This window comes from Pseudocitrobacter sp. RIT415 (assembly GCF_003057695.2).
GTDB lineage: Bacteria > Pseudomonadota > Gammaproteobacteria > Enterobacterales > Enterobacteriaceae > Pseudocitrobacter > Pseudocitrobacter faecalis.
Window position 1 is genome coordinate 446896 of sequence record NZ_QBJC02000001.1, and the last position, 22163, is coordinate 469058.

The 22163-nt window shown below is 51.5% G+C and carries 12 protein-coding genes; 5 read left to right on the top strand and 7 right to left on the bottom strand.

Annotated features, from left to right (window positions below):
- Nucleotides 1-114: 114 nt before the first annotated feature.
- From DBY68_RS02035 to ppx, 3 genes are all read left to right on the top strand, one after another.
- On the top strand, nt 115-1332 hold the full coding sequence (locus tag DBY68_RS02035) for a hypothetical protein (RefSeq protein WP_146745428.1): 1218 nt from the start codon (nt 115-117) through the stop codon (nt 1330-1332).
- A 159-nt stretch (nt 1333-1491) separates the two neighbouring features.
- Nucleotides 1492-3552 carry a polyphosphate kinase 1 gene (ppk1, locus tag DBY68_RS02040; RefSeq protein WP_108473414.1) on the top strand — a complete coding sequence of 687 codons (2061 nt, stop codon included), beginning with the start codon at nt 1492-1494 and terminating at the stop codon, nt 3550-3552.
- A 3-nt stretch (nt 3553-3555) separates the two neighbouring features.
- A complete protein-coding gene (gene ppx, locus DBY68_RS02045) occupies nt 3556-5097 on the top strand; it encodes an exopolyphosphatase (protein ID WP_108473413.1) in 1542 nt (513 codons plus the stop codon).
- On the opposite strand, the gene DBY68_RS02050 is transcribed toward ppx, so the two are convergent.
- Nucleotides 5077-7329, bottom strand: coding sequence for an EAL domain-containing protein (locus DBY68_RS02050; RefSeq protein WP_108473412.1), 2253 nt, complete (start codon nt 7327-7329; stop codon nt 5077-5079). The genes ppx and DBY68_RS02050 overlap by 21 nt on opposite strands.
- Nucleotides 7330-7682: 353 nt before the next feature.
- Between DBY68_RS02050 and DBY68_RS23050 the strand changes: the two genes are divergently transcribed.
- Entirely contained in the window at nt 7683-7877 is a 195-nt protein-coding gene (locus DBY68_RS23050; RefSeq protein WP_108473411.1) for a YfgG family protein, read from the top strand.
- Between the two features lie 179 nt (nt 7878-8056).
- On the opposite strand, the gene guaA is transcribed toward DBY68_RS23050, so the two are convergent.
- Together guaA and guaB are read right to left on the bottom strand one after the other, a co-directional pair.
- On the bottom strand, nt 8057-9634 hold the full coding sequence (guaA, locus tag DBY68_RS02060; RefSeq protein ID WP_108473410.1) for a glutamine-hydrolyzing GMP synthase: 1578 nt from the start codon (nt 9632-9634) through the stop codon (nt 8057-8059).
- Nucleotides 9635-9703: 69 nt separating this feature from the next.
- A complete protein-coding gene (gene guaB, locus DBY68_RS02065; RefSeq protein WP_108473409.1) occupies nt 9704-11170 on the bottom strand; it encodes an IMP dehydrogenase in 1467 nt (488 codons plus the stop codon).
- A gap of 161 nt (nt 11171-11331) precedes the next feature.
- Here guaB and xseA point away from each other — a divergent pair, with 161 nt between their 5' ends.
- Nucleotides 11332-12708: an exodeoxyribonuclease VII large subunit gene (gene xseA, locus DBY68_RS02070; protein ID WP_108473408.1), complete on the top strand. Its 1377-nt coding sequence runs from the start codon at nt 11332-11334 to the stop codon at nt 12706-12708.
- A 68-nt stretch (nt 12709-12776) separates the two neighbouring features.
- Here xseA and DBY68_RS02075 read toward each other — a convergent pair whose 3' ends face one another.
- The 4 genes from DBY68_RS02075 to DBY68_RS02090 form a co-directional block, all read right to left on the bottom strand.
- Nucleotides 12777-18341, bottom strand: a complete 5565-nt coding sequence (locus DBY68_RS02075) for a DUF823 domain-containing adhesin (RefSeq protein ID WP_108473407.1) — start codon at nt 18339-18341, stop codon at nt 12777-12779.
- A 110-nt stretch (nt 18342-18451) separates the two neighbouring features.
- Entirely contained in the window at nt 18452-19441 is a 990-nt protein-coding gene (locus tag DBY68_RS02080) for a SinI family autotransporter-associated protein (protein ID WP_108473406.1), read from the bottom strand.
- A 56-nt stretch (nt 19442-19497) separates the two neighbouring features.
- Nucleotides 19498-21690 carry an intimin-like inverse autotransporter SinH gene (gene sinH, locus DBY68_RS02085; RefSeq protein ID WP_108473405.1) on the bottom strand — a complete coding sequence of 731 codons (2193 nt, stop codon included), beginning with the start codon at nt 21688-21690 and terminating at the stop codon, nt 19498-19500.
- A 211-nt stretch (nt 21691-21901) separates the two neighbouring features.
- Entirely contained in the window at nt 21902-22120 is a 219-nt protein-coding gene (locus DBY68_RS02090; protein WP_108473404.1) for a zinc ribbon domain-containing protein, read from the bottom strand.
- Between the last annotated feature and the right edge of the window lie 43 nt (nt 22121-22163).

Genomic DNA, 22163 nt, shown 5'->3' on the forward strand with positions numbered 1-22163 from the left:
CGTTAACGCTCTCTATTAATTATAATGCAAGCAAAATATTATAATACTTTTGACTTTCATCACTAAATCCCCTCTAATTCTCCCCAGATTAATTATTTCATCTGGCATAAGGTTATGTTTAAAAACAGGACGTTGTTATTAAGTGTTTGGGTTATTCCTGTCTTTTTCTTATTTTATTCATGCGTAAGCTATTTACACATTCAAAAGGCAGCATTATCTATCCACAACATGGAAGCAAAATTCGTGCTGGCACAGGCCTCTGACAAAGAGACCTACCAATGGGAGGGGCGTTCTCTTTCAAAACAAAACACTATCGAATTTTATCAGGCCGCTAACGAAAAATTCGGCAAATACATTAACTGCATAAATATTTCACACCCCATATCAATATTCGCAATTATATTTTCAGTATTAACGCTATTTTCGGGTGTTTTTGCTCAGCGCCTGTGTTCGCGGGTCATTTCGATTAACGCCAGCGGTCTTGAGCCGGAAGAACAAGCGCCTTCATTCCACTGGTTTCGGACTATCCTTGCATTGGCGACTTTCCTTCATAGCGCCTGTTTTCTGTTAACGCTGATTTGTATTTTGGTCTGCAAATTGTTGCTCCTTTCGTGGTCAATTAAATTTCTCACAACGTCGCCGTCAGTCATCCTGATTCTTGAAATTGTGGGTGCGGTGGTGGTTGCGGCGTTAATCGTTTGTCTCGCCTGGAGTCGTCGTTGTCTTATGCTTTTTAGCACGACTGAACCCGTCATCTACGGCATCATGATCAGTGTCCATGATGAACCAGAATTCTGGAAGTGGCTGAGTAACACGCTGCAGGCCAGCCATCACCCCGTGCCGGACAATGTCGTATTAAGCCTTCAACAAGAGTGCCACGCCACGGTTGCACCGCTGGTGATGACCACGGGGGAGAAATTACACGGCTTAACCCTTTGCATTCCAGTTGACCGTATTAATACGCTCAGTAAGCGTCGGATGGCGGAGCAAATTTGCCAGGCGATGTCGCAGCCTGCCGAACTGGCACCCGAAGTTCGACACGATCTTCTCGAATCGCATCTTCGTCTGGTACAGGCACAGCATCCTGTCGCACGTAACCAGCTTGATCGGGTTATGTTTCGCTGCGCCACCGCGGTAGCCTCGACGTTGGCAGGTTATTTCCTGCAGGCATGGCGTGAGGCCATTTATCAACAATCCACCCGCCAGATATGGTCGATGAGCAATTTAACCGTCAAGTCTGACGGCAGCCACACCGCTGGCCTGCTAAGCAGTATGCGCCTCTATCTGACAAAACTGGCTCAACAGCTACCCAAAGCCGATTTTCCCGCCTGATCCCCTGCCCTGGCCCACTGCCGGGGCACAACATCCGTGATTTTTCCCTGTCATCACGTAATAAGTGTCATACTCTTCTGGCACAGTTGGACAATCAACTGGAATGCTCGCCATAATAGCCAGGCCATAACGCGTGGATGGAACGGAGTGTAAGTAGTAATGGGTCAGGACAAACTGTATATCGAGAAAGAGCTAAGCTGGTTATCCTTCAATGAGCGGGTTCTTCAGGAAGCTGCGGATAAAAGCAATCCGCTGATTGAGCGCATGCGTTTCCTGGGGATCTACTCCAATAACCTGGATGAATTCTACAAAGTGCGTTTCGCCGAACTGAAGCGGCGCATTATCATCAGCGAAGAACAGGGCTCTACCGCCCACTCTCGTCATCTGTTGGGCAAGATCCAATCCCGCGTACTGAAAGCCGATCAAGAATTCGACGGCCTCTACAACGAACTGCTGCTGGAAATGGCGCGTAATCAAATCTTTCTGATTAACGAGCGTCAGCTTTCTGTGAACCAGCAAAGCTGGCTGCGTCATTACTTTAAACACCAGTTGCGTCAGCACATTACCCCGATTCTGCTGAACCGGGAAACGGACCTGGTGCAGTTCCTGAAAGACGATTACACCTATCTGGCGGTAGAGATTATTCGCGGCAACGAGACCCACTATGCGCTGCTGGAAATCCCGTCCGATAAAGTGCCGCGCTTTGTCAATCTGCCGCCTGAAACGCCGCGACGTCGCAAGCCAATGATCCTTCTGGATAACATTCTGCGCTACTGCCTGGATGATATCTTCAAAGGCTTCTTTGATTACGATGCCTTAAACGCCTACTCGATGAAGATGACCCGTGATGCCGAGTACGATCTGGTACACGAGATGGAATCGAGCCTGATGGAGCTGATGTCCTCCAGCCTGAAGCAGCGTTTAACCGCCGAACCAGTGCGTTTTGTTTATCAACGCGATATGCCAGACGCGATGGTGGAAATGCTGCGTAAAAAGCTCACCATCTCCCGCTACGATTCCATCGTTCCGGGTGGACGCTATCACAACTTTAAAGACTTCATTGGCTTCCCGAACGTCGGCAAAGCCAATCTGGTTAATAAACCGATGCCGCGTTTACGCCATATCTGGTTTGACAAATTCCGCAACGGCTTCGATGCCATTCGCGAACGGGATGTGCTGCTCTATTATCCGTATCACACGTTCGAGCATGTGCTGGAACTGCTGCGCCAGGCGTCGTTCGACCCGAGCGTGCTGGCCATTAAAATCAACATCTACCGCGTGGCCAAAGATTCCCGCATTATTGATGCGATGATCCACGCAGCGCACAACGGCAAGAAAGTGACGGTCGTGGTGGAATTACAGGCGCGTTTCGATGAAGAGGCCAACATCCACTGGGCCAAGCGTCTGACGGAAGCGGGCGTTCACGTTATCTTCTCGGCGCCAGGGCTCAAAATTCACGCCAAGCTGTTCCTTATTTCGCGTAAAGAGGGCGAAGATGTGGTGCGTTACGCCCATATTGGTACCGGAAACTTTAACGAGAAAACCGCGCGTATCTACACCGACTACTCGTTGCTGACCGCCGATGCGCGCATTACCAATGAAGTGCGTCGGGTCTTTAACTTTATTGAAAACCCGTACCGTCCGGTCACTTTCGATTATCTGATGGTATCGCCACAAAACTCCCGTCGTCTGCTCTACGCGATGATTGACCGGGAAATCGCTAACGCGCAAAACGGCCAGAAAGCGGGCATTACGCTCAAACTGAACAATCTGGTAGATAAAGGCCTTGTCGACAGACTGTATGCCGCGTCAGGCTCTGGCGTACAAGTTAACCTGCTGATTCGTGGTATGTGTTCGCTGATCCCGGAACTGGAAGGGCTGAGCGATAACATCCGCGTGATCAGTATCGTTGATCGTTTCCTTGAACATGACCGTGTTTATATTTTTGAAAACGGTGGCGACAAGCAGGTTTACCTCTCTTCCGCCGACTGGATGACGCGTAACATTGACTACCGAATTGAAGTGGCGACGCCGCTGCTTGATCCGCGGCTGAAACAACGCATTCTCGATATTATCGAGATTCTTTTCAGCGACACGGTCAAAGCACGTTACATTGATAAAGAGCTGAGTAATCGCTATGTTCCGCGTGGTAACCGTCGTAAAGTGCGGGCCCAGCAGGCGATCTACGACTATATAAAATCCCTTGAACAACCTGAATAACCTATGCCCATAAAAAGCAAAGCCCCCCGCCCGCAGGAATTTGCAGCGGTCGACCTTGGTTCGAACAGTTTTCATATGGTTATCGCCCGTGTGGTTGACGGCGCGATGCAAATCATTGGCCGCCTGAAGCAGCGCGTGCATCTGGCTGATGGTCTGGATGAAAACAACATGCTTAGCGAAGAAGCGATGGAGCGCGGATTAAACTGCCTGGCGCTGTTTGCTGAGCGTCTGCAAGGGTTCTCCCCTTCCAGCGTCTGTATCGTCGGCACACACTCCCTGCGTCAGGCGGCAAACGCCACGGAATTTTTAACCCGTGCTGAAAAAGTTATCCCCTATCCAATTGAAATCATTTCGGGTAATGAGGAAGCGCGTCTGATTTTTATGGGCGTTGAGCATACCCAACCCGAGAAAGGCCGTAAGCTGGTGCTGGATATTGGCGGCGGCTCGACAGAGCTGGTAATCGGCGAAGATTTCGAACCCAAGCTGGTTGAAAGCCGTCGCATGGGTTGCGTTAGCTTTGCGCAGCAATTCTTCCCGGGCGGAGTGATTACCCGGGAAAGCTTCCAGCGCGCCCGTCTGGCGGCGGTACAAAAACTGGAGACACTCTCCTGGCAATATCGTATTCAGGGCTGGAATGTGGCGCTGGGCGCGTCAGGCACGATTAAAGCCGCCCATGAAGTGCTGATCGAAATGGGGGAAAAAGATGGTTTCATCACCCCGGAACGTCTGGAGATGCTGGTTGAAGGCGTGCTGAAGTGTAAGAACTTTTCGGCGCTAAGCCTGCCGGGTCTTTCCGAAGAGCGTAAAAACGTGTTTGTGCCCGGTCTGGCGATTCTGTGTGGCGTTTTTGACTCACTGGCAATCAAAGAGCTGCGTTTGTCCGATGGCGCGCTACGCGAAGGTGTGCTGTATGAAATGGAAGGTCGTTTCCGCCATCAGGATGTCCGTAGCCGTACGGCGCAAAGTCTGGCAAACCAGTACAATATTGACCGTGAACAGGCGCAGCGCGTACTGGAAACCACTACGCATATGTATGAACAGTGGCTGGCGCAAAACCCGAAACTGGGACACCCGCAGCTTGCGGCTCTGCTGCAATGGGCATCTTTGCTGCATGAGGTCGGGCTGAATATTAATCACAGCGGTATGCATCGCCACTCCGCGTATATCCTGCAAAACAGTGACCTGCCTGGGTTCAATCAGGAACAGCAATCGTTGATGGCGACGCTGGTGCGTTATCACCGTAAGGCCATTAAGCTGGATGATATTCCGCGCTTCACGCTGTTTAAGAAGAAACAGTTCCTGCCGATGATTCAGCTACTGCGTCTGGGGGTTCTGCTGAATAACCAACGTCAGGCCACGACCAAGCCACCGACACTGACGCTGAAAACAGAGGCCCATCACTGGACACTCTGTTTCCCCCACGGCTGGTTTAGCCAGAATGCGCTGGTTCTGCTCGATCTGGAAAAAGAGCAGGAATATTGGGAAGGTGTTTCCGGTTGGTGGTTAAAAATCACCGAAGAAAGTTCACCGGAAATCGCTGCTTAATGACAATGGTGAAGGCTCGGCAGCCAGTTCCTCCAGAGGCACTGGTTTGCCGATGCAATATCCCTGAAGATAATCAATGCCCAGCGATATCGCGGCTTCACGAATCTCTTCATTTTCGACAAACTCCGCCACCACCCGCATGTTTTTCATCCGCGCCAGATGACAAATGGAAGCGACGATTTGGTAATCGAGGCTGCTGGTCGCAATATTGCGGATAAAGCTTCCGTCTATTTTGAGAATATCGGCACTGACGTGCTTCAGCCGCGCATAGCTCGCATAACCGGTGCCAAAATCGTCAATCGCCACGCGGCATCCCATATCCTGAAGCACGGCCAACGTCTGACGAGCCTGCTCCGGGTTGCTCAGCGAATGGCTTTCGGTGACTTCAAAAATCAGCTGCCAGGCTTCAATATTGTATTTCGCCAGTAAATCAGCCACCTGCTGGGAAAAATCCAACCCGCAGGCAGTAGAAGGCGATAAATTGACCGACAGGCGCATACCAGGGTGCTGCTCACGGTTGTTATCCATAAAGCGCAGGGTATGTTCCAGAACCCACAAATCAATCCGCGACGCCATACCAAATTCATGGGCAACTGGCAGAAAATCATTGGGTGAAATCAGTTCCCCTTCATCGCCAATCATCCGCAGCAGCACTTCATGATAATCATCGCCACGAATGCTTACGATCGGTTGCGCCATCAGGCAGAAGCGATCGTTTTCCAGCGCCTGTTGCACGCGCAGCATCATCGCGACTTTATCTTTCAGTTCCTGCTGCAAATGCAGGGCACCGCGCCGCTGAAGGTTTTCCGGCTGGTGAGAAATCAGTGACAAATCGGCAATCGTGCTCAACTCGCCTAGCAACAGGGAAAGATGTGAAACCGGCGAATGAATGTAGCAGTAGCTCATCCCGACCTGTGGCTGAAGCGGCATCCCGTTCCAGATATAGCGAAATTGCTTCACTCTGGCATCAACCCGCGCAATATGTTGCTGATAATCTTCAGTATTCAACCGCATCGCCAAATCGTGTCCTGAAAGCTGATATACGTCTTCCCCTGGCCGAAGTACCTTGCTCAGCCACTCTGCCAGTTTCTGCTTATAGTTGATGCGGAGCATCACGCCATAATGGCGACCCAACACTTCCAGATCGGGCATCCGCAGGAAACAGACAACCGACCATGGCGCAGCATCAATTGCCCGATTCAGGGCACGGAGATTGGGTAAATGCACTACCGGGTCGAGGAATGCCATCCTTCGCACTCTGGCATGGATGGTTCGCTCACGCGTCGACAGCACAGCGATATAAGCAATGATAAAGGAGAACACCAGATAACTGGATGAAGTGATGGCCAGTTGAGAGCTATATCCTGGGTGAATAGGCAAATAGTGATAATGGAAATGAATCGCCACAATGAGCAGCACAGTCCACAACGGCGAGATAAAGCGATAGCCAAAACGCATCGCTCCCCACAGCGTCACGGGCAACAACAGCGACAACGTGTAGTTGGTGCTAAAAATGGTGCTCTGATTGGTCAAAGGCATCAACAACAGGCCAAGCAGCAATGAGAGCACAACCAGCCAGGCGACAACTTCCATCCACTTTACTTTTGGATCGAAATCCAGCCGCATCTGCGAAATCAGCCCGCGAATATAACAAGGATTACGCGCGAGACGAATCAGCATGTAACAGAACGGGACGCCGGTTAAACAACTCACCAGCAGCGACTGATAGTTAATCAGACTGCGTAACGTTAGCGGTGATACCCACTGAAACTCACTGCGGCTGGGATAGAGCCCCACGTAGATTGCGAACTGAAACAGTAACTGGAACACGGTCGCAGGGAAAAACATTTGCCAGAACAGGCGATGTGCTATCAGCCGCGTATCACCATGTGAAACCATTTGGCGCCGCGGGATAAAAATACGATAACCGCCCCAGGCAAGAACCAGCGGAATAATAAAATGCAGGACAATACCGACTCGCTCAAGGAAACAGAGATCCTTGCTCAGGTAAAGCAAGATACTTGCCGCTATCCCCGGTATCGCTTTCCAGCCAAAAAAAAGCATCAGACATAGCATGAACGGCAGCGGCAGGTAATAAAGCGATACCTTGCCTCCATCAATCCATGCATATGTATTAGCAAGCTTTATGATTGGCAGTAAAATCAAGGGCAAAGCAAGCGGTAATGCCCACCAGTAATCACGATATTTTTTATATGTTTTACAGAAATACATAGATGCTCTAAGGATATCCCAAATCCTGCTGGGTATATTCAGACAGGCATCCAACCTGGCTTAGTGGCCCGCAAAGTAAGTCACCATGCGGTTCGGACTGGGAATTCTAGAGGTGAACAGGCTTTAGCACTTGATACAAATCAACAAATAAGGCGCATAAAAACATAAAGTTTCATTTTTTTGCGGTGGGGCAGATTAATTAATGGATTTTGTAAATAGCATTATTATCTTATATAACATTAATTAATGTTTCATTTGACGTTTTTTTACATTGCCTTTGATTGACCCCGATGATTCCCTATGCCTTAATGTAGACATCGCCCCGTTTGAGGGTATTGTGAAAGGACCCCTTTGTGAGCCAGGCTACCAGTATGCGAAAACGACACCATTTCAACGGTCGAATGATTCGAATCATACTACTCATCAGTTTGATGTTCTTCCTTGGGCGTTTCGTCTACTCCTCTATCGGCGCGTGGCATCATCATCAGGATAAAAAAGAATCACAATCAACGAACCTGACGGTTGAGGCGCCTGTACGAGCTGACTGACACATTATGGTGTCCGTAATCCTGCGTTTTTTCCCCTTGTACTCTCCCAATCAGGATTATTCGTACAATATTCTTCTCGCCATTGATTTAGCCTGCGTTTTTCATTTCAGTTGCTGTAAATAAAAAAACCCGCCGTTAAGCGGGTTTCAAATTACTTTACCGTATCAGGGCAGGAATAATTATTCCCACTCGATCGTTGCTGGCGGCTTACCGCTGATGTCATACACCACGCGGGAAATGCCGTTCACTTCGTTGATAATGCGGTTGGACACGCGGCCCAGGAAGTCATACGGCAGGTGCGCCCAGTGTGCGGTCATAAAGTCGATGGTTTCGACGGCGCGCAGGGAAACAACCCAGTCGTACTTACGGCCATCGCCCATAACGCCTACGGAACGAACCGGCAGGAACACGGTGAACGCCTGGCTCACTTTGTTGTACAGGTCAGCTTTGTGCAGTTCTTCAATGAAGATAGCATCCGCACGACGCAGCAGGTCGCAGTACTCTTTCTTCACTTCGCCCAGCACGCGAACACCAAGGCCCGGCCCCGGGAACGGATGACGGTAGAGCATGTCGTACGGCAGGCCGAGTTCCAGGCCAATTTTACGCACTTCATCTTTGAACAGTTCGCGCAGCGGTTCGACCAGGCCCATCTTCATCTCTTTCGGCAGGCCGCCCACGTTGTGGTGAGATTTGATGACGTGTGCTTTACCGGTGGCAGAGGCCGCAGATTCGATAACGTCTGGATAGATAGTGCCCTGCGCAAGCCATTTCACATCTTCCAGTTTCAGCGCTTCTTCGTCGAAAACTTCAACGAAAACGCGACCGATGATTTTACGTTTCGCTTCCGGGTCATTCTCGCCAGCCAGTGCGTCGAGGAAGCGTTGCTCGCCTTCAACGTGAACAATATTCAGGCCAAAATGGTCGCCAAACATGTCCATCACCTGCTGCGCTTCATTCAGACGCAGCAGGCCGTTATCGACAAAGACACAGGTCAGGTTTTTGCCGATTGCGCGGTGCAGCAACATCGCGGTGACAGACGAATCCACGCCGCCGGAGAGGCCGAGAATCACTTTGTCATCGCCAACCTGCTCGCGGATGCGGGCTACAGCGTCGTCGATAATTTTTGCCGGTGTCCACAGCGCTTCACACTGGCAGATATCGCGAACAAAACGCTCAAGCATACGCATGCCCTGACGGGTATGAGTCACTTCCGGGTGGAACTGCACGCCGTAGAAGCGTTTTTCTTCGTTCGCCATAATCGCGAACGGACAGGTTTCAGTGCTGGCAACAGTGACGAAGTCAGCCGGGATCGCGGTGACTTTGTCGCCGTGGCTCATCCAGACATCCAGCAGCGGTTTGCCTTCCGGCGTCAGGGAGTCTTCGATACCGCGCACCAGCGCGCTGTCGGTCAGCACTTCAACCTGCGCGTAGCCGAATTCACGCTCAGAAGAGCCTTCCACATGGCCGCCAAGCTGCATGGCCATGGTCTGCATGCCATAGCACACACCGAATACCGGTACGCCCGCTTCGAAGACATACTGCGGTGCACGCGGGCTGTTTTCTTCAGTGGTGCTTTCCGGGCCGCCGGAAAGAATGATGCCGCTTGGATTGAATTCACGGATTTGTGCTTCAGTAACATCCCACGCCCACAGCTCACAGTAGACGCCCAGCTCACGTACACGACGAGCAACCAGTTGGGTGTACTGAGAACCGAAATCGAGAATAAGAATGCGATGCTTATGAATATTGTCTGTCATTTGACGATTGTTCCGAGGCAAGTGAAACAGAGTAAATAAATCGCCCGACGCGGAGTCGGGCGAAGAAAATCAGGAACCCAGACGGTAGTTCGGGGATTCTTTAGTGATGGTCACGTCGTGAACGTGGCTTTCCTGAATGCCCGCACCGCTGATGCGTACGAATTCAGCTTTAGTACGCAGCAGGTCAATCGTACCACAACCGGTCAGGCCCATACAGGAGCGCAGGCCGCCCATCTGCTGGTGGATGATCTCTTTCAGGCGACCTTTGTAAGCCACGCGGCCTTCGATACCTTCCGGTACCAGTTTGTCGGCAGCGTTATCGCTCTGGAAGTAACGGTCAGAAGACCCTTTGGACATCGCGCCCAGGGAGCCCATCCCACGATAAGACTTGTAAGAACGGCCCTGGTAGAGCTCAATTTCACCCGGGGATTCTTCGGTACCGGCCAGCATGGAACCGACCATAACGGCGGCTGCACCTGCGGCGATGGCTTTCGCGATATCACCGGAGAAGCGAATACCGCCGTCGGCGATAACCGGGATACCGGTGCCTTCCAGCGCTTCAACCGCGTCGGAAACCGCGGTGATCTGCGGAACACCTACACCGGTAACAATACGGGTAGTACAGATGGAGCCTGGACCGATACCTACTTTAACCGCGCTGCAACCCGCCTCAGCCAGTGCGCGAGCGCCTGCGCCCGTTGCAACGTTACCGCCGATGATTTGCAGGTCAGGATATTTTGCACGGGTTTCACGAATACGTTGCAGAACGCCTTCGGAGTGGCCGTGTGAGGAGTCAATCAGCAGGACGTCAACGCCTGCGGCAACCAGCGCATCAACACGCTCTTCGTTGCCCGCGCCCGCGCCAACCGCCGCGCCTACGCGCAGACGGCCATGTTCGTCTTTACAGGCATTCGGTTTACGTTCTGCTTTCTGGAAATCTTTAACGGTGATCATGCCGCGCAGATGGAAGCTATCGTCAACAACCAGCGCTTTTTCAACGCGTTTTTCGTGCATTTTCGCCAGAACCACTTCGCGGGTTTCACCTTCACGCACAGTAACCAGACGCTCTTTCGGCGTCATGTAAACGCTGACCGGCTGGCTGAGGTCTGTCACGAAACGCACATCACGACCGGTGATGATCCCCACCAGCTCATAATCTTCGGTCACAACCGGGTAACCGGCAAAACCGTTGCGCTCGGTCAGCTCTTTCACTTCGCGAAGCGTCGTGGTCGGCAGAACGGTCTGCGGGTCGGTGACAATACCGGATTCATGTTTCTTCACGCGCTTCACTTCTTCAGCCTGACGCTCGATAGACATGTTTTTGTGGATAAAGCCGATGCCGCCTTCCTGCGCCAGCGCGATAGCCAGGCGAGCTTCAGTCACGGTGTCCATTGCCGCAGAGAGCATAGGAATATTCAGGCGAATAGTTTTCGTCAGTTGGGTGCTGAGGTCAGCAGTATTCGGCAGAACGGTGGAATGAGCGGGAACAAGGAGGACGTCGTCAAACGTCAGAGCTTCTTTAGCGATACGTAGCATGGGCAATATCTCGACCAGAGTGGTTAATAAATATTGCCGTGGCATTATACAGAGCGTAATCGGTTGCATCCACCTTTTTTTGCAAATAATGCTTGCGCTCCCCGGTCAGCACGTTACTATCGATTGAATAACCTGCTGATTTAAAGTTTGATCTCGCTCACATGTTACCATCTCAATCCCCTGCAATTTTTACGGTTAGTCGCCTGAATCAGACCGTCCGTTTGCTGCTTGAGCAGGAGATGGGACAAGTGTGGATCAGCGGCGAAATTTCTAACTTTAGCCAGCCCTCTTCCGGGCACTGGTACTTTACCCTCAAAGACGATACCGCCCAGGTGCGCTGTGCAATGTTCCGCAACAGCAATCGCCGGGTGACCTTTCGCCCGCAGCACGGGCAACAGGTTTTAGTTCGCGCCAATATTACGCTCTACGAGCCGCGCGGCGACTACCAGATAATCGTCGAGAGCATGCAACCTGCCGGTGAAGGTTTGTTGCAACAAAAGTACGAACAGCTTAAAGCGAAGCTGCAGGCAGAAGGGTTGTTCGACCAGCAACTGAAGAAATCGCTTCCCTCTCCTGCGCACTGTGTGGGTGTCATCACTTCAAAAACGGGCGCAGCGCTGCACGATATTTTGCACGTGTTAAAACGTCGCGACCCTTCCCTGCCGGTGATTATTTACCCTACTGCCGTTCAGGGCGATGATGCACCAGGGCAAATCGTTCGCGCCATTGAGCTGGCGAACCTGCGCAACGAGTGCGATGTGTTAATTGTTGGACGCGGGGGCGGCTCGCTGGAAGATTTATGGAGCTTTAACGACGAACGGGTCGCGCGGGCGATTTTTGCCAGCCGCATCCCGGTGGTCAGCGCTGTTGGGCATGAAACGGATGTGACCATTGCCGACTTTGTGGCCGATTTGCGCGCGCCCACACCGTCTGCGGCCGCCGAGGTCGTGAGCCGCAATCAGCAAGAATTGTTGCGTCAGGTGCAATCTGCGCAGCAGCGTCTGGAAATGGCAATGGATTATTACCTCGCCAACCGCACGCGACGCTTCACACAGATTCATCATCGGCTACAACAGCAGCATCCACAATTAAGGCTGGCGCGTCAGCAGACCACACTCGAACGTCTGCAGAAGCGGATGCGTTTTGCGCTGGAAAACCAGTTAAAGCGGGCGGGTCAGCAACAGCAACGCCTTAGCCAGCGCCTGAATAATCAAAATCCGCAACCGCGGATCCATCGCGCACAAACGCGCATTCAACAAGTTGAGTTTCGCCTTGCAGACTCTCTTCGCGCCCAACTCAGCGCCACGCGCGAACGCTTTGGTAATGCGGTCACGCACCTCGAAGCGGTAAGCCCGCTCTCAACCCTCGCACGCGGATATAGCGTTACCAGTGCCGCGGACGGGGCGGTGCTAAAACAGGTGAAGCAGGTAAAAGCAGGCGATACCCTGACGACTCGACTGAATGATGGCGTGGTGATAAGCCAGGTCAGCGCCGTCACCCGCACGCGGAAGTCACGTAAGAAAACAACGAATCCATAAGCCTGGTCATATCTCTCTACATCGCATCCGGCACAGGAACCACTGTTAGGCCGGATGCGACATAAATATTACTGGAAGCAGGTTGCAAATCCCGGTGTACTCCCCGGCATGATACCGCAGTCCTGCGCGCCGGTGGTGCCAACAATCCCGCAATAGAGAGTACCCGAGCGGCTGCGCGATAAATACGGGAAGCTGGGGGACGTTGGCCATCCCAGAGCGTTAAAGCGCGAATGCAGCGCCTGTAAATCCTCATATTCCGGTGCCTTATCCAACGTGCCGCACTGCCGGGCAATATCCCATTTATTTTTATCGACAGTATGTGCCAGCGCCCAGATTTCGTTATTCACCTCCGGCGTAGCTGCTGCAAATTCGTTCGACGGCAATTCCGACTTCAACAATGGTCGTTGCAGCGTCTTGCCATTTTCCGTCGCCGTATCACTCATATGCCCCCAGAAGTTCGCACTCGCCACATCCGGGCTGGTTACCACGGTGAAAATGACATCCATCGTGGCGGCAATACCGGTGTTATTGTCCCGTGTTACCGTCAGCGGCGTTTTATAACCCGGGGTATTGTCCTGTTTAATCATAAACGTCGCCGTGCCGTCAGAGCCTGTGGTGCCCTGTATCGAATTACCGTTAGCGGCGAGCGTCGTCACGCCACCCGATGGCGGCTGAACCGTCAAATCGTCCATCTCGTCGACATTTCCGTACAGTATCGCCCCCGGATTGCGCGGCATAGCGTCGCCGCGTTTCAGGGTAAAAGCCACGTTCGACACCGGTTTTCCGGCGCTGTCTTTGACCGTCACGGTAACCGGCATCGCTTCACCCTTCTTAACTTTCGCCGCCTGAGTACCCGCGTCGAACGCCGTTGAGGTGAGCGTTACGGTAGACACCGAGGCGTTAGGGTTCAGCAGACAAACCTGGAATGCGCGGCTTCGATCATTCTCATGAATCTGACCGTTATACAAATCCACAGACCTGCATCTTGCGCTGCCATTCACACTACTGTACTTACAATCAGTATCAAGCGCCCACCAGTCGTAGCTTGATGGCTGCACCGGCCAGCCCGTTTGCTCCATCATCGTACCGTTAGGGTAGCGATGATAGAGCGAGACGAGCTGGTCAGACGTCGGATAACGCGACTCGTCACACGCCTGAACTTGACCATTGTGCTCATTTACCGTCGGCATGATCCAGGTCTCATTGTTGATAATCTTGCTGGTCACCCCCGATGGATTAGAGAATTCAGCCCGGATTTTTGGACGTTCTAATACGCTGCCGTCGGCCGCCGTCACTGTTTCTGGCATATGCCCCCACATATTTGCCACACTGACGTCCGGGCTGGTAATAACGGTGAAAATCGCGCTCAGGGTATTCGACGTTCTCCCACTGCCGTCATCAATTTGCGCCGTCAACGGGATACGCGTTCCGTTTCCCTTATATATCTGGCGCAGAATAAAGGTAACCGTACCGTCAGCACCGGTCATGCTGTAATACTTATTGTTGTCGCTAAAATAACCGCTTGAGTTATTGTAACTATCCAGGACATAAATCGACTTACCCTGATTGGTGATGTAGCCTTTGTTTGTGTCATTAATAATACGAGGCACCGTAACACCGTGATTCAGTGTAAACGGCACATAAGCTTTGGGATTTCCCAGCGAATCACGGGTTGTAACCGTCATCGTGATTTGATCCCCTGAAGTGTTGTAATCCGTTCTGGCTTTCACGCCCTCAATATCATCGTATTTTGCGGCCTGGGCTGAGCTTAACTCGATGGTGCTCACCTTCGGATTCTCTGTGGTCTGGCACATCAGATAGCCCATTGTGGTTAACGGCACGCTGCTGCTGGTGACTTTGGCGAGATCCACAAATTTATATTTACGATCGCCGATACTGTTTTTGTCAGGCGTACTGGAGTCGTATGTTTTCAGAACCGGCCAGCCGTCAACTATATGCCCTTCCCAACTGCCGGCAAGCGTCAGCAGAGCCTCCTCGGAAGGAATAAAACTTTCGCCACAACCATTGTCGTTAGTACTTGCAGCCTGCGCTTCAGTAAACAATGCCCAGGATTCATTATCCTCCTCAGGCGATTTACGATCGGTGGCGGGGCTGCCTGTTAACTCCGCAAAAAGGAGTGGACGTCTGAACGTCAGCCCGCCTGCTGACAATGTTTCCGGCATATGGCCCCACATTTTCGCCTTATCGGAGTCCGGGCTGGTGACTACAGTAAAAATGGTGTCCATAGAAGCCTGAATTGTTGGGTCGAAATAGAGCCCCGCGATGATTGCCGTTTTGGTGCCATGGGTATCCGGACGCGTGATAGTCAATGTTTTCGAACCATTACTGTCGGTGATACCTGCAAACGTAGCGGCCGTGTCATTCAGTGCTTCGCCATTAACAACGACTGAGGAGACAATACCATCGCCGCTGCCTGCGATATGTTTCTCTTTCTGACGGGTAAAACCATCACCACGGTTGATGGTAAACGGCATCTCCGGCATCGGGTTGCCCGCCGCGTCTTTCACCGTGACCTTAAGCTGCAAAGCTTCGCCTTTTTTTAGCTTCGCGGCATTAAGCGAGCTATTCCACTGCGCTTGATCCACCACTTCCAGCGTGATGCTGGCCGCCGGAGCATTCGCCGTAGCGAGACAGCTCATATAGGCTGGCGCGGTATTATTGGTTACCAGCGAACCATTATTCAGCCATTCGACAAACAGATGCGGCGTTTTATCGGCGGGGGTACTGCTCCAGTACTCCTCTCGTTGGGTCGGCCAGCCGTGTACAGTTTGAATCGTATTGCTACTGTTAGCGTCATACAGTGAAGCCAGTTGCGCCCTGCGCGGCACCATGTTGGCTCCGCAGCCGCCTGCATCGGTATTCAGGACATCCGCCTGTGCCACGCGCGTCCAGAGCTCGTTATTTTCGGTAAGCGTGCTCTTTTCATTTGCCACCTCCGCGGCAAGTTTTGGACGCCTGAAAACCAGGGAATCCACGGTAATCGTGTCATCCATATGGCCCCACATCTGTGCGCCAATAACATCCGGGCTGGTCGGGACGGTAAACACGGTATACAACTTAACGCTATTGGGAATGGCTGAATGAATTGGCGTTATGATTAGCGGCGTTCTTAACCCAACGCCCTGCGGCTGCTCAATAACCACTGTCGCGACGCCCTGCGCGTCCGTAATACCGGAATAGACCGCTGAAGGCTGCGAAGCGCCATACTGCACGCCGTTCATCGTCAGCGCGCCATTAGAGGGATCCGTATAACCCGCAGCCTTCCCGGCCCGGTTGAGGCCAATATCTTTAGTAATGGTAAAATCGGTAAAAGGGACAGGCTCATCGTTGGATGCATTGACGGTACGCACCGTCATGGTGATTTTTTCTCCCACCTTCGCTTTCGCTACCGTCGAACCTGTTTCGACATTCTTGTCCGTCGTCACCACGACGCGCGACACCAGTTCGTTGGCAGAACAGGTAAGGTAATTTGTTTTCAGACCGGAATAGCTATCAATGTTGCCGTTGCTCAGATCAACCGAATCATGAGAGTCAGGTTTTTCCACCGCGCTCAGATAATCATTATTTGCCGTTGGCCAACCGTATTCGGTGGCAATGGCATTACCCGGGTTTGCGGAATAGAGGCTTTGCAGCGAGCTTTTAGCCGGGATTTGGCCTTCCCCGCACTCTGCCACCATGCTGCTTCCCTGATCAAACAAGGCCCAATCTTCATTGTGTTCCCGCACAGAGCCAACTTCATTCGCCGTTTCTTCCGCGAGGCGCGGGCGTTTGAACAGGTTGCCTCTTGCAATGATACCGTTGCCCATATGCCCCCACATGCGGGCCTGCGGCACGTCCGGGCTGCTGACAACGGTAAAAATCACGTCTTTCGCGTCAGAGGCGGTAAAATTACTGCGCATTTGTGCCGTAATGCGCGTTTTCACCCCCGCCCCACCAGAGTTGCTCAGCACCAGCGTCGCCTGGCCGTTAACATCGGTGATGCCCTCATAGTTATGCGAATCCACTTTTCGCAAATCGCTGTTGCCGGTTATCTGCACCGGATGCGCTTCCCACTCAGCATTGGTTTCGCCCTTACGGTTGACGCCGTTATCCAGGTGCAGCGTGAAATAGTAGTACGGCAGCGGTTGGTTATTTTCTTTTTTATCGGTAATGGTCAACACCATGGTGGTTTCATCGCCAACCGCTACTTTTACGGCCTGTAAGTCCGAATCAAAATGTTCTGGGGTTAAGGTCAGTTCAGGGTCAACTTCCGGCGCTTCCTTATCCACACAACTCACCAAAAACTTTGCGTTATCAGGCTGTTGCGTTTCGCTACGGTTGGAAACGTCCGCCGCATGGTGCTGGCCGGTCATACCGGCGAGTGACGACCAGTAATAATCCCCCTGCATCGGCCAGCCCAGCACTTCCTGAATGGAAGTGGGGATCACCGTCGCCAGTGCGCCGAACTGGCGCATACCCGGCAGAATATCGCAGTGATTATCGGCCCCGATCCAGGCAAACGTCGACCAGGTTTCGTTATGATCGATAACCGTGCCGTCTTCATTAGAGACCTCCGCCGCCAGTTTCGGACGGGTGAAAGTATACTCCTGAGCCTTTACCGTCTCCGCCATATGGCCCCACATATTGGCCTGGGGGATGTCCGGGCTAGTGAGGACGGTAAAAATAACCGCCGTCTCGCTGAATTGGGAAATACCAGGCAAACTGACGGTAAGCGACGTTTTTGTCCCCGGGCCGCGGGGCTGCGTCACGCGGAGGGTTGCTATGCCGCTGGCATTCGTGGTGCCATGATATTCCGTTGCCGTGGTGCTCAGTTCGGTGGTCTCGACAACCACTGGGCCAGTGTTATTCACTGCATCCTGGCGGTTTTTCGCATCACCGCGTTTAATGATAAAGGGGAGATTGCCCGCAACGTTTCCCGCGCAGTCGTAGGTTGTCACCGTGAGCGTAATGGTGTCGCCAACCTTAGCCTTTGCCGCCTTCAGCGTGTCATCATATCCCGTCGCACTCACCGTGACTAAATCGCCCTTTGCAGCCGCAATATTGAGCGTCACCTGCTTCTCGCTTAACAAAACCGTACCCTTATTTGGTACGCCGGTAACGGTAAACAGAGCCAGTACCGGTAGCGTTTGGCTTGAATCAAATTGAGGGATTGCAACAAGTTTCCGTCCCGCCAGGTTTTGTGCGCAGAATGAGCGATCCACGCGAGGCTGGGGATCTAACGGTACATCAGGCGTGGTGGCGTCGGCCCAGACCAGTGACACAGCGGGAAGCGTCTGATTCTCCCAGCGCAGGGCGGGAGGTGTAGAAAAGCGATCGCCTTCGATATCGCGCGGGTTAAGTAAAATCATGTTGCTTGCTGTTGCGTCGACGCTGAAATCTCCCGGCTTCGCGCTAAAAGCAACATCATGTTCTTCCTCTGGAGAGAGCTGAATACTACCCTGGTAAATCGGTACACTGGCGCTGTCGGCAAGCGGGGCAGAGCCATTAAATTCACCTGTAGATTCGGGGTACATCTGCCAGGCAGTATTAGCCTGTGCAAAATCCGACAGAAAAATAGCCGTCAGTAAGCTAATCAGAACGATAATTTTACCCGGTTTAAGACATATCGACATGCAAGGCACCCCAGCCGAAAAATTGCGATTTCAACCCCTTTTGGTTAGCCTCTGCTAAGCAAAAAAGGCTGAAAACAGCACTCCCTTGCGGGAATGCTGTTTGGCTATGATTAATGGTGTTTATAAATAATGGATAAGGTATATCCCTGAACGCCATCGCCGTTATCCGGAATGGCCAGACCGGATTTACCATTACGATCGCCACCGTTAAGGCTGGTTTTCGCCGCGGTATTCGTTTGAGGAATAACGAGCTCATTATTATCGAAGCTGGAATTCGCAATGCCGCCAGCAGTGCCGAGTTGCTTACTGTTACCGTTGAAGACCCAGGCAAAGTCATAATTAGCGGTAACATCAATATCACCCGTGCTCCACTTGCCGTCGCCGTCTTCATCCGAGAACAATTTGGCCACATAGGTTTTATTAAGCGCAATCGGTGTACTGCCGCCAATAAGGTTGGTATTGGTGCCTTTCTCGAAGATAGCAACTTTCAGATTCTGGTTCACAACCGGGCCAGGATCGACATTATCGTCGTCACTACCACCACCGTTAGCCGTCGTAATATCCAGTAAACTCAATGCGGTTCCCTGATAAGGATTACCGGTTTGCGTCGTAGCCTGAATTTCGACGCCAATATAGCGTCCACGATCGCTATCCGTGATTTTATAGCTCGATTTTCCAGCTGCTGACGTGATCTCTTGTTTATCGGTACCGGCATTATCGCTATAGCTAAACCATTTAATGGTCTCCGTGGTAGCGCCATCGTTGCCTTTTGCCCCGGCATCCACGTCTTCTTCGGTATCGCCAATATCCCAGCCTAAAGTGATGGTATCGCCAACATAAAGTCGTTTATCGTTTTCACTCCCTTGCGGGCGCGCTCCCTGATTATCCGAAGTGACTTTAATGTGACCGGCGTCAGCCGAATTGATGCTTTTATCTCCACCCTCGCGATAAAGCCACGGAATGGTACCCTGAAATTCTGCAGTTGCTCCGCTCGCAACCCAGGCAGCATCACCTGCCATGGCAGAAGGAACGGCGCAATATCCGGCCACCATCAGTGCTAACGTGGCTTTTCTCAACCCACGTTTCATATGAGGTTTCATTAAACACTCTCCTTAGTTAACTTTCAGCGGTGGCCAGATCAGCCATTACGCTGACCCTATTTCTTGCTGTAGCTCACCTGTAACCCGTATCCCTGCACCCCATCACCAGGCTGAGCGTTAAATTTCTTCGCGGCTTCACCATTGGTGGCGGGTATCACAATATCTTCATTGGCCGTTTTAGCCTGTGCGCCCGTCTCGCCATGGGCGCTCTGCCCGGTAAACTCCCAGCGATAGTCATATTGTTTCATCTCTTCATCTGTCAGTTTTTCTGACTGCTGAAACACACCGTCTTTGTTGGAATCGCGCCACAAAACAAACCGATAGGTGCTATTAAGGGGAAGCGGTTCTTTATCGTTACCAATCAGATTGACCGGCTTGTCTGCACCAATCCGATAGATAAAGGCATTGAGCCCGCCAATATCTGAGCCAATAAAGGTGACATCGACATAATTACTGTCGTCATACGGCGCGGCTTTCGCCTTCCAGCGGAAGGTTCCCGGCAGGGTACTTGAGAGGGTTACCGTCCCTTTCTCTTTATCCTGTTTGGCGATAAAGACGCAGGGGTTGTCCGTTGAACAAGGCTTGTTGGTGAGCGTGACTTTCTTATCTTGCGTATCATAAAGCTGAGGAGACAGGTTATCTTCCGGCAGCGCATCGCCGTTACGATCGGTGTCATCACCGAAGCTATCAGTAACGTCGAGATCCATCACCACACCATCGACACCATCCGCCTGCGCGCTGGCTTCATGGCGATGATTGTTTTCTTCAGGCACGTCAGCGATGTTATTGACGATGAGTTCAATTTTACGATCCTGCTGAACCGTAATTTCCACCACGCCAGAGTTCTGCCGATTTCCCTTCTCATCTTCCAGAGCCAGACGTACTCGCCAGGTGTTCAGTTTTTCCTGTTCTGCTTTATCGGAACTGTACTGCCAGGCCGGAAGCACAAGATTCCAGTGATTGTTATTCCCGTCAGTAAGGGTATTTTCTTTTATGACCGGCATGACCAACGTTCGGGCGGCGTTGTTCTTTGCCTGCCAGGAGGCGGCGACGATCTTATAGTGATGATTAATGAGCGCATTTATCGTCCATTTGCATTTTTCCAGACCAATTGCTTCCTCGGGCGTATCTTTAATGACACATTCGGGATGCGTATTGGTGGTATCCGCTTTCAACCACAGAGTGACGTCCAGTGGATCTTTTTCTTTATATTCCAGAACAACGAAATTGTTACGCTCAACAAAGTCCAGCCGGCTACCCATCAGCGAATGGGCTGCACTCACATTGTCAGAATCAAGCTGTTCTTTGAGAGGAACACCGAATTGATAGGTCAGGGTTGCGTTAACGCTAATGTCAGTATTATCGCCGGTGCCGGCCTTGAAATCCGTACCGACAGAGAGTAGCGGAACGGGCTGATATTTCAGACCAACCGTCACGGCATAAGGATCTTTCTCAAGATTATCTGTGCCAAAAAGGGCAACTTCATCGCCATAATACTGCTCGAAAACAATTTTACCGCCCAATTGTGGATAGGATGGCAACCAGGCTTCCGCACGAATATCCCACCCCCGCGCGGGACGCTCTTCATAGAAGTCAAAATCCTCTGAGTCTTGCCAACTGGAAAGGGGATGATAATAGTTCCCGGAGAATTTTAAATAATCCGTCCAGGCTTCCGCTCCTAACCCTAAACGACGGTGCCCTCGGGTAAAATCATAATCATAAAATATATTTCCACCCAGCAGCCACCTCTGAGTATTATGCCTTATGCCAAAACCCAGGTTACCTATCGTTCTGTCATCTTTTCGTTGAGCTGATAATTGACTAAATAATACGTTTTGTTGGTTATCATATAAGGGAACAAAATAATCCAGCGAACTCCCAGCAAGATCGCCGCCCTGACCAAGGGAGAGGTTTGAGCGAACCTTACCAAAAGGAGAGAGCGCCCCTTCAACCAAAGATTGCGCGCCGGACGTAACCTGCCCCTGGACGTAGCTTCTGGCCTGCGACTCCAGAGCCTCTGGCGTCAGGTTATCAAAACCCTGAGTCGCGGAGTTAATAAAGTAGTCTGCGCCTTGTTCTTTAAGGGAATGTCCCTTGTCTTCTGGCGCTTCCTGCTGTGCCGCCTGACTGCCGAGATCGGGAAGGGACGTTTCCATAGTGGACTTTTTCTCAGATACAGAAATATCAGATTCGGCATAAACCGTACCTGATAAAAGCATCAGTATCGTAAGGCGCATCCATTGCACAATAAATATTCCCGAAAGAAAATTTTAACGTGCCAATTTTAATTCCCTGCGGAAATAAGTAAAACGAATTTGTCTCTAAATGAATGCCTAAAAATCATAAAACATGATAAAGAGCAAAGATGTCATCATCAAACAATATAAATACCATATAATAATGCCAGATATATTTATTTAAAAAATACCCGGCATTCTATTAATTAACAGAACCATTAATTCACGCAGGAATACGATATTCCACGCGTTTACGTGAAATCAACCCATGTCCGTTCTGGCAGAAATAATCTACCGCGCCGCAGGCTTTCAACACCTGTAACGGTAGATGGCAGTCAGGGCAACAGGCTTGCAGTTCAACATCGTTACCGCAGGATGGGCATTGCGCATGGGCGCCGTCCTGCTCCAGCAGGTGCTGACATTTAGGGCAGTGCAATTCCATAGAAGCTCCTTAATAATAATGGCCTCATAAAGAGGCCATCGAT

What these genes read in the sequence shown, in the direction of transcription:
- guaA (WP_108473410.1), bottom strand. Translation starts at nt 9,634, where the DNA reads ATGACAGACAATATTCATAAGCATCGCATTCTTATTCTCGATTTCGGT.
- DBY68_RS02080 (WP_108473406.1), bottom strand. Translation starts at nt 19,441, where the DNA reads ATGAAACCTCATATGAAACGTGGGTTGAGAAAAGCCACGTTAGCACTG.
- ppk1 (WP_108473414.1), top strand. Translation starts at nt 1,492, where the DNA reads ATGGGTCAGGACAAACTGTATATCGAGAAAGAGCTAAGCTGGTTATCC.
- ppx (WP_108473413.1), top strand. Translation starts at nt 3,556, where the DNA reads ATGCCCATAAAAAGCAAAGCCCCCCGCCCGCAGGAATTTGCAGCGGTC.
- DBY68_RS02050 (WP_108473412.1), bottom strand. Translation starts at nt 7,329, where the DNA reads ATGTATTTCTGTAAAACATATAAAAAATATCGTGATTACTGGTGGGCA.
- DBY68_RS02090 (WP_108473404.1), bottom strand. Translation starts at nt 22,120, where the DNA reads ATGGAATTGCACTGCCCTAAATGTCAGCACCTGCTGGAGCAGGACGGC.
- DBY68_RS02035 (WP_146745428.1), top strand. Translation starts at nt 115, where the DNA reads ATGTTTAAAAACAGGACGTTGTTATTAAGTGTTTGGGTTATTCCTGTC.
- DBY68_RS02075 (WP_108473407.1), bottom strand. Translation starts at nt 18,341, where the DNA reads ATGTCGATATGTCTTAAACCGGGTAAAATTATCGTTCTGATTAGCTTA.
- xseA (WP_108473408.1), top strand. Translation starts at nt 11,332, where the DNA reads ATGTTACCATCTCAATCCCCTGCAATTTTTACGGTTAGTCGCCTGAAT.
- guaB (WP_108473409.1), bottom strand. Translation starts at nt 11,170, where the DNA reads ATGCTACGTATCGCTAAAGAAGCTCTGACGTTTGACGACGTCCTCCTT.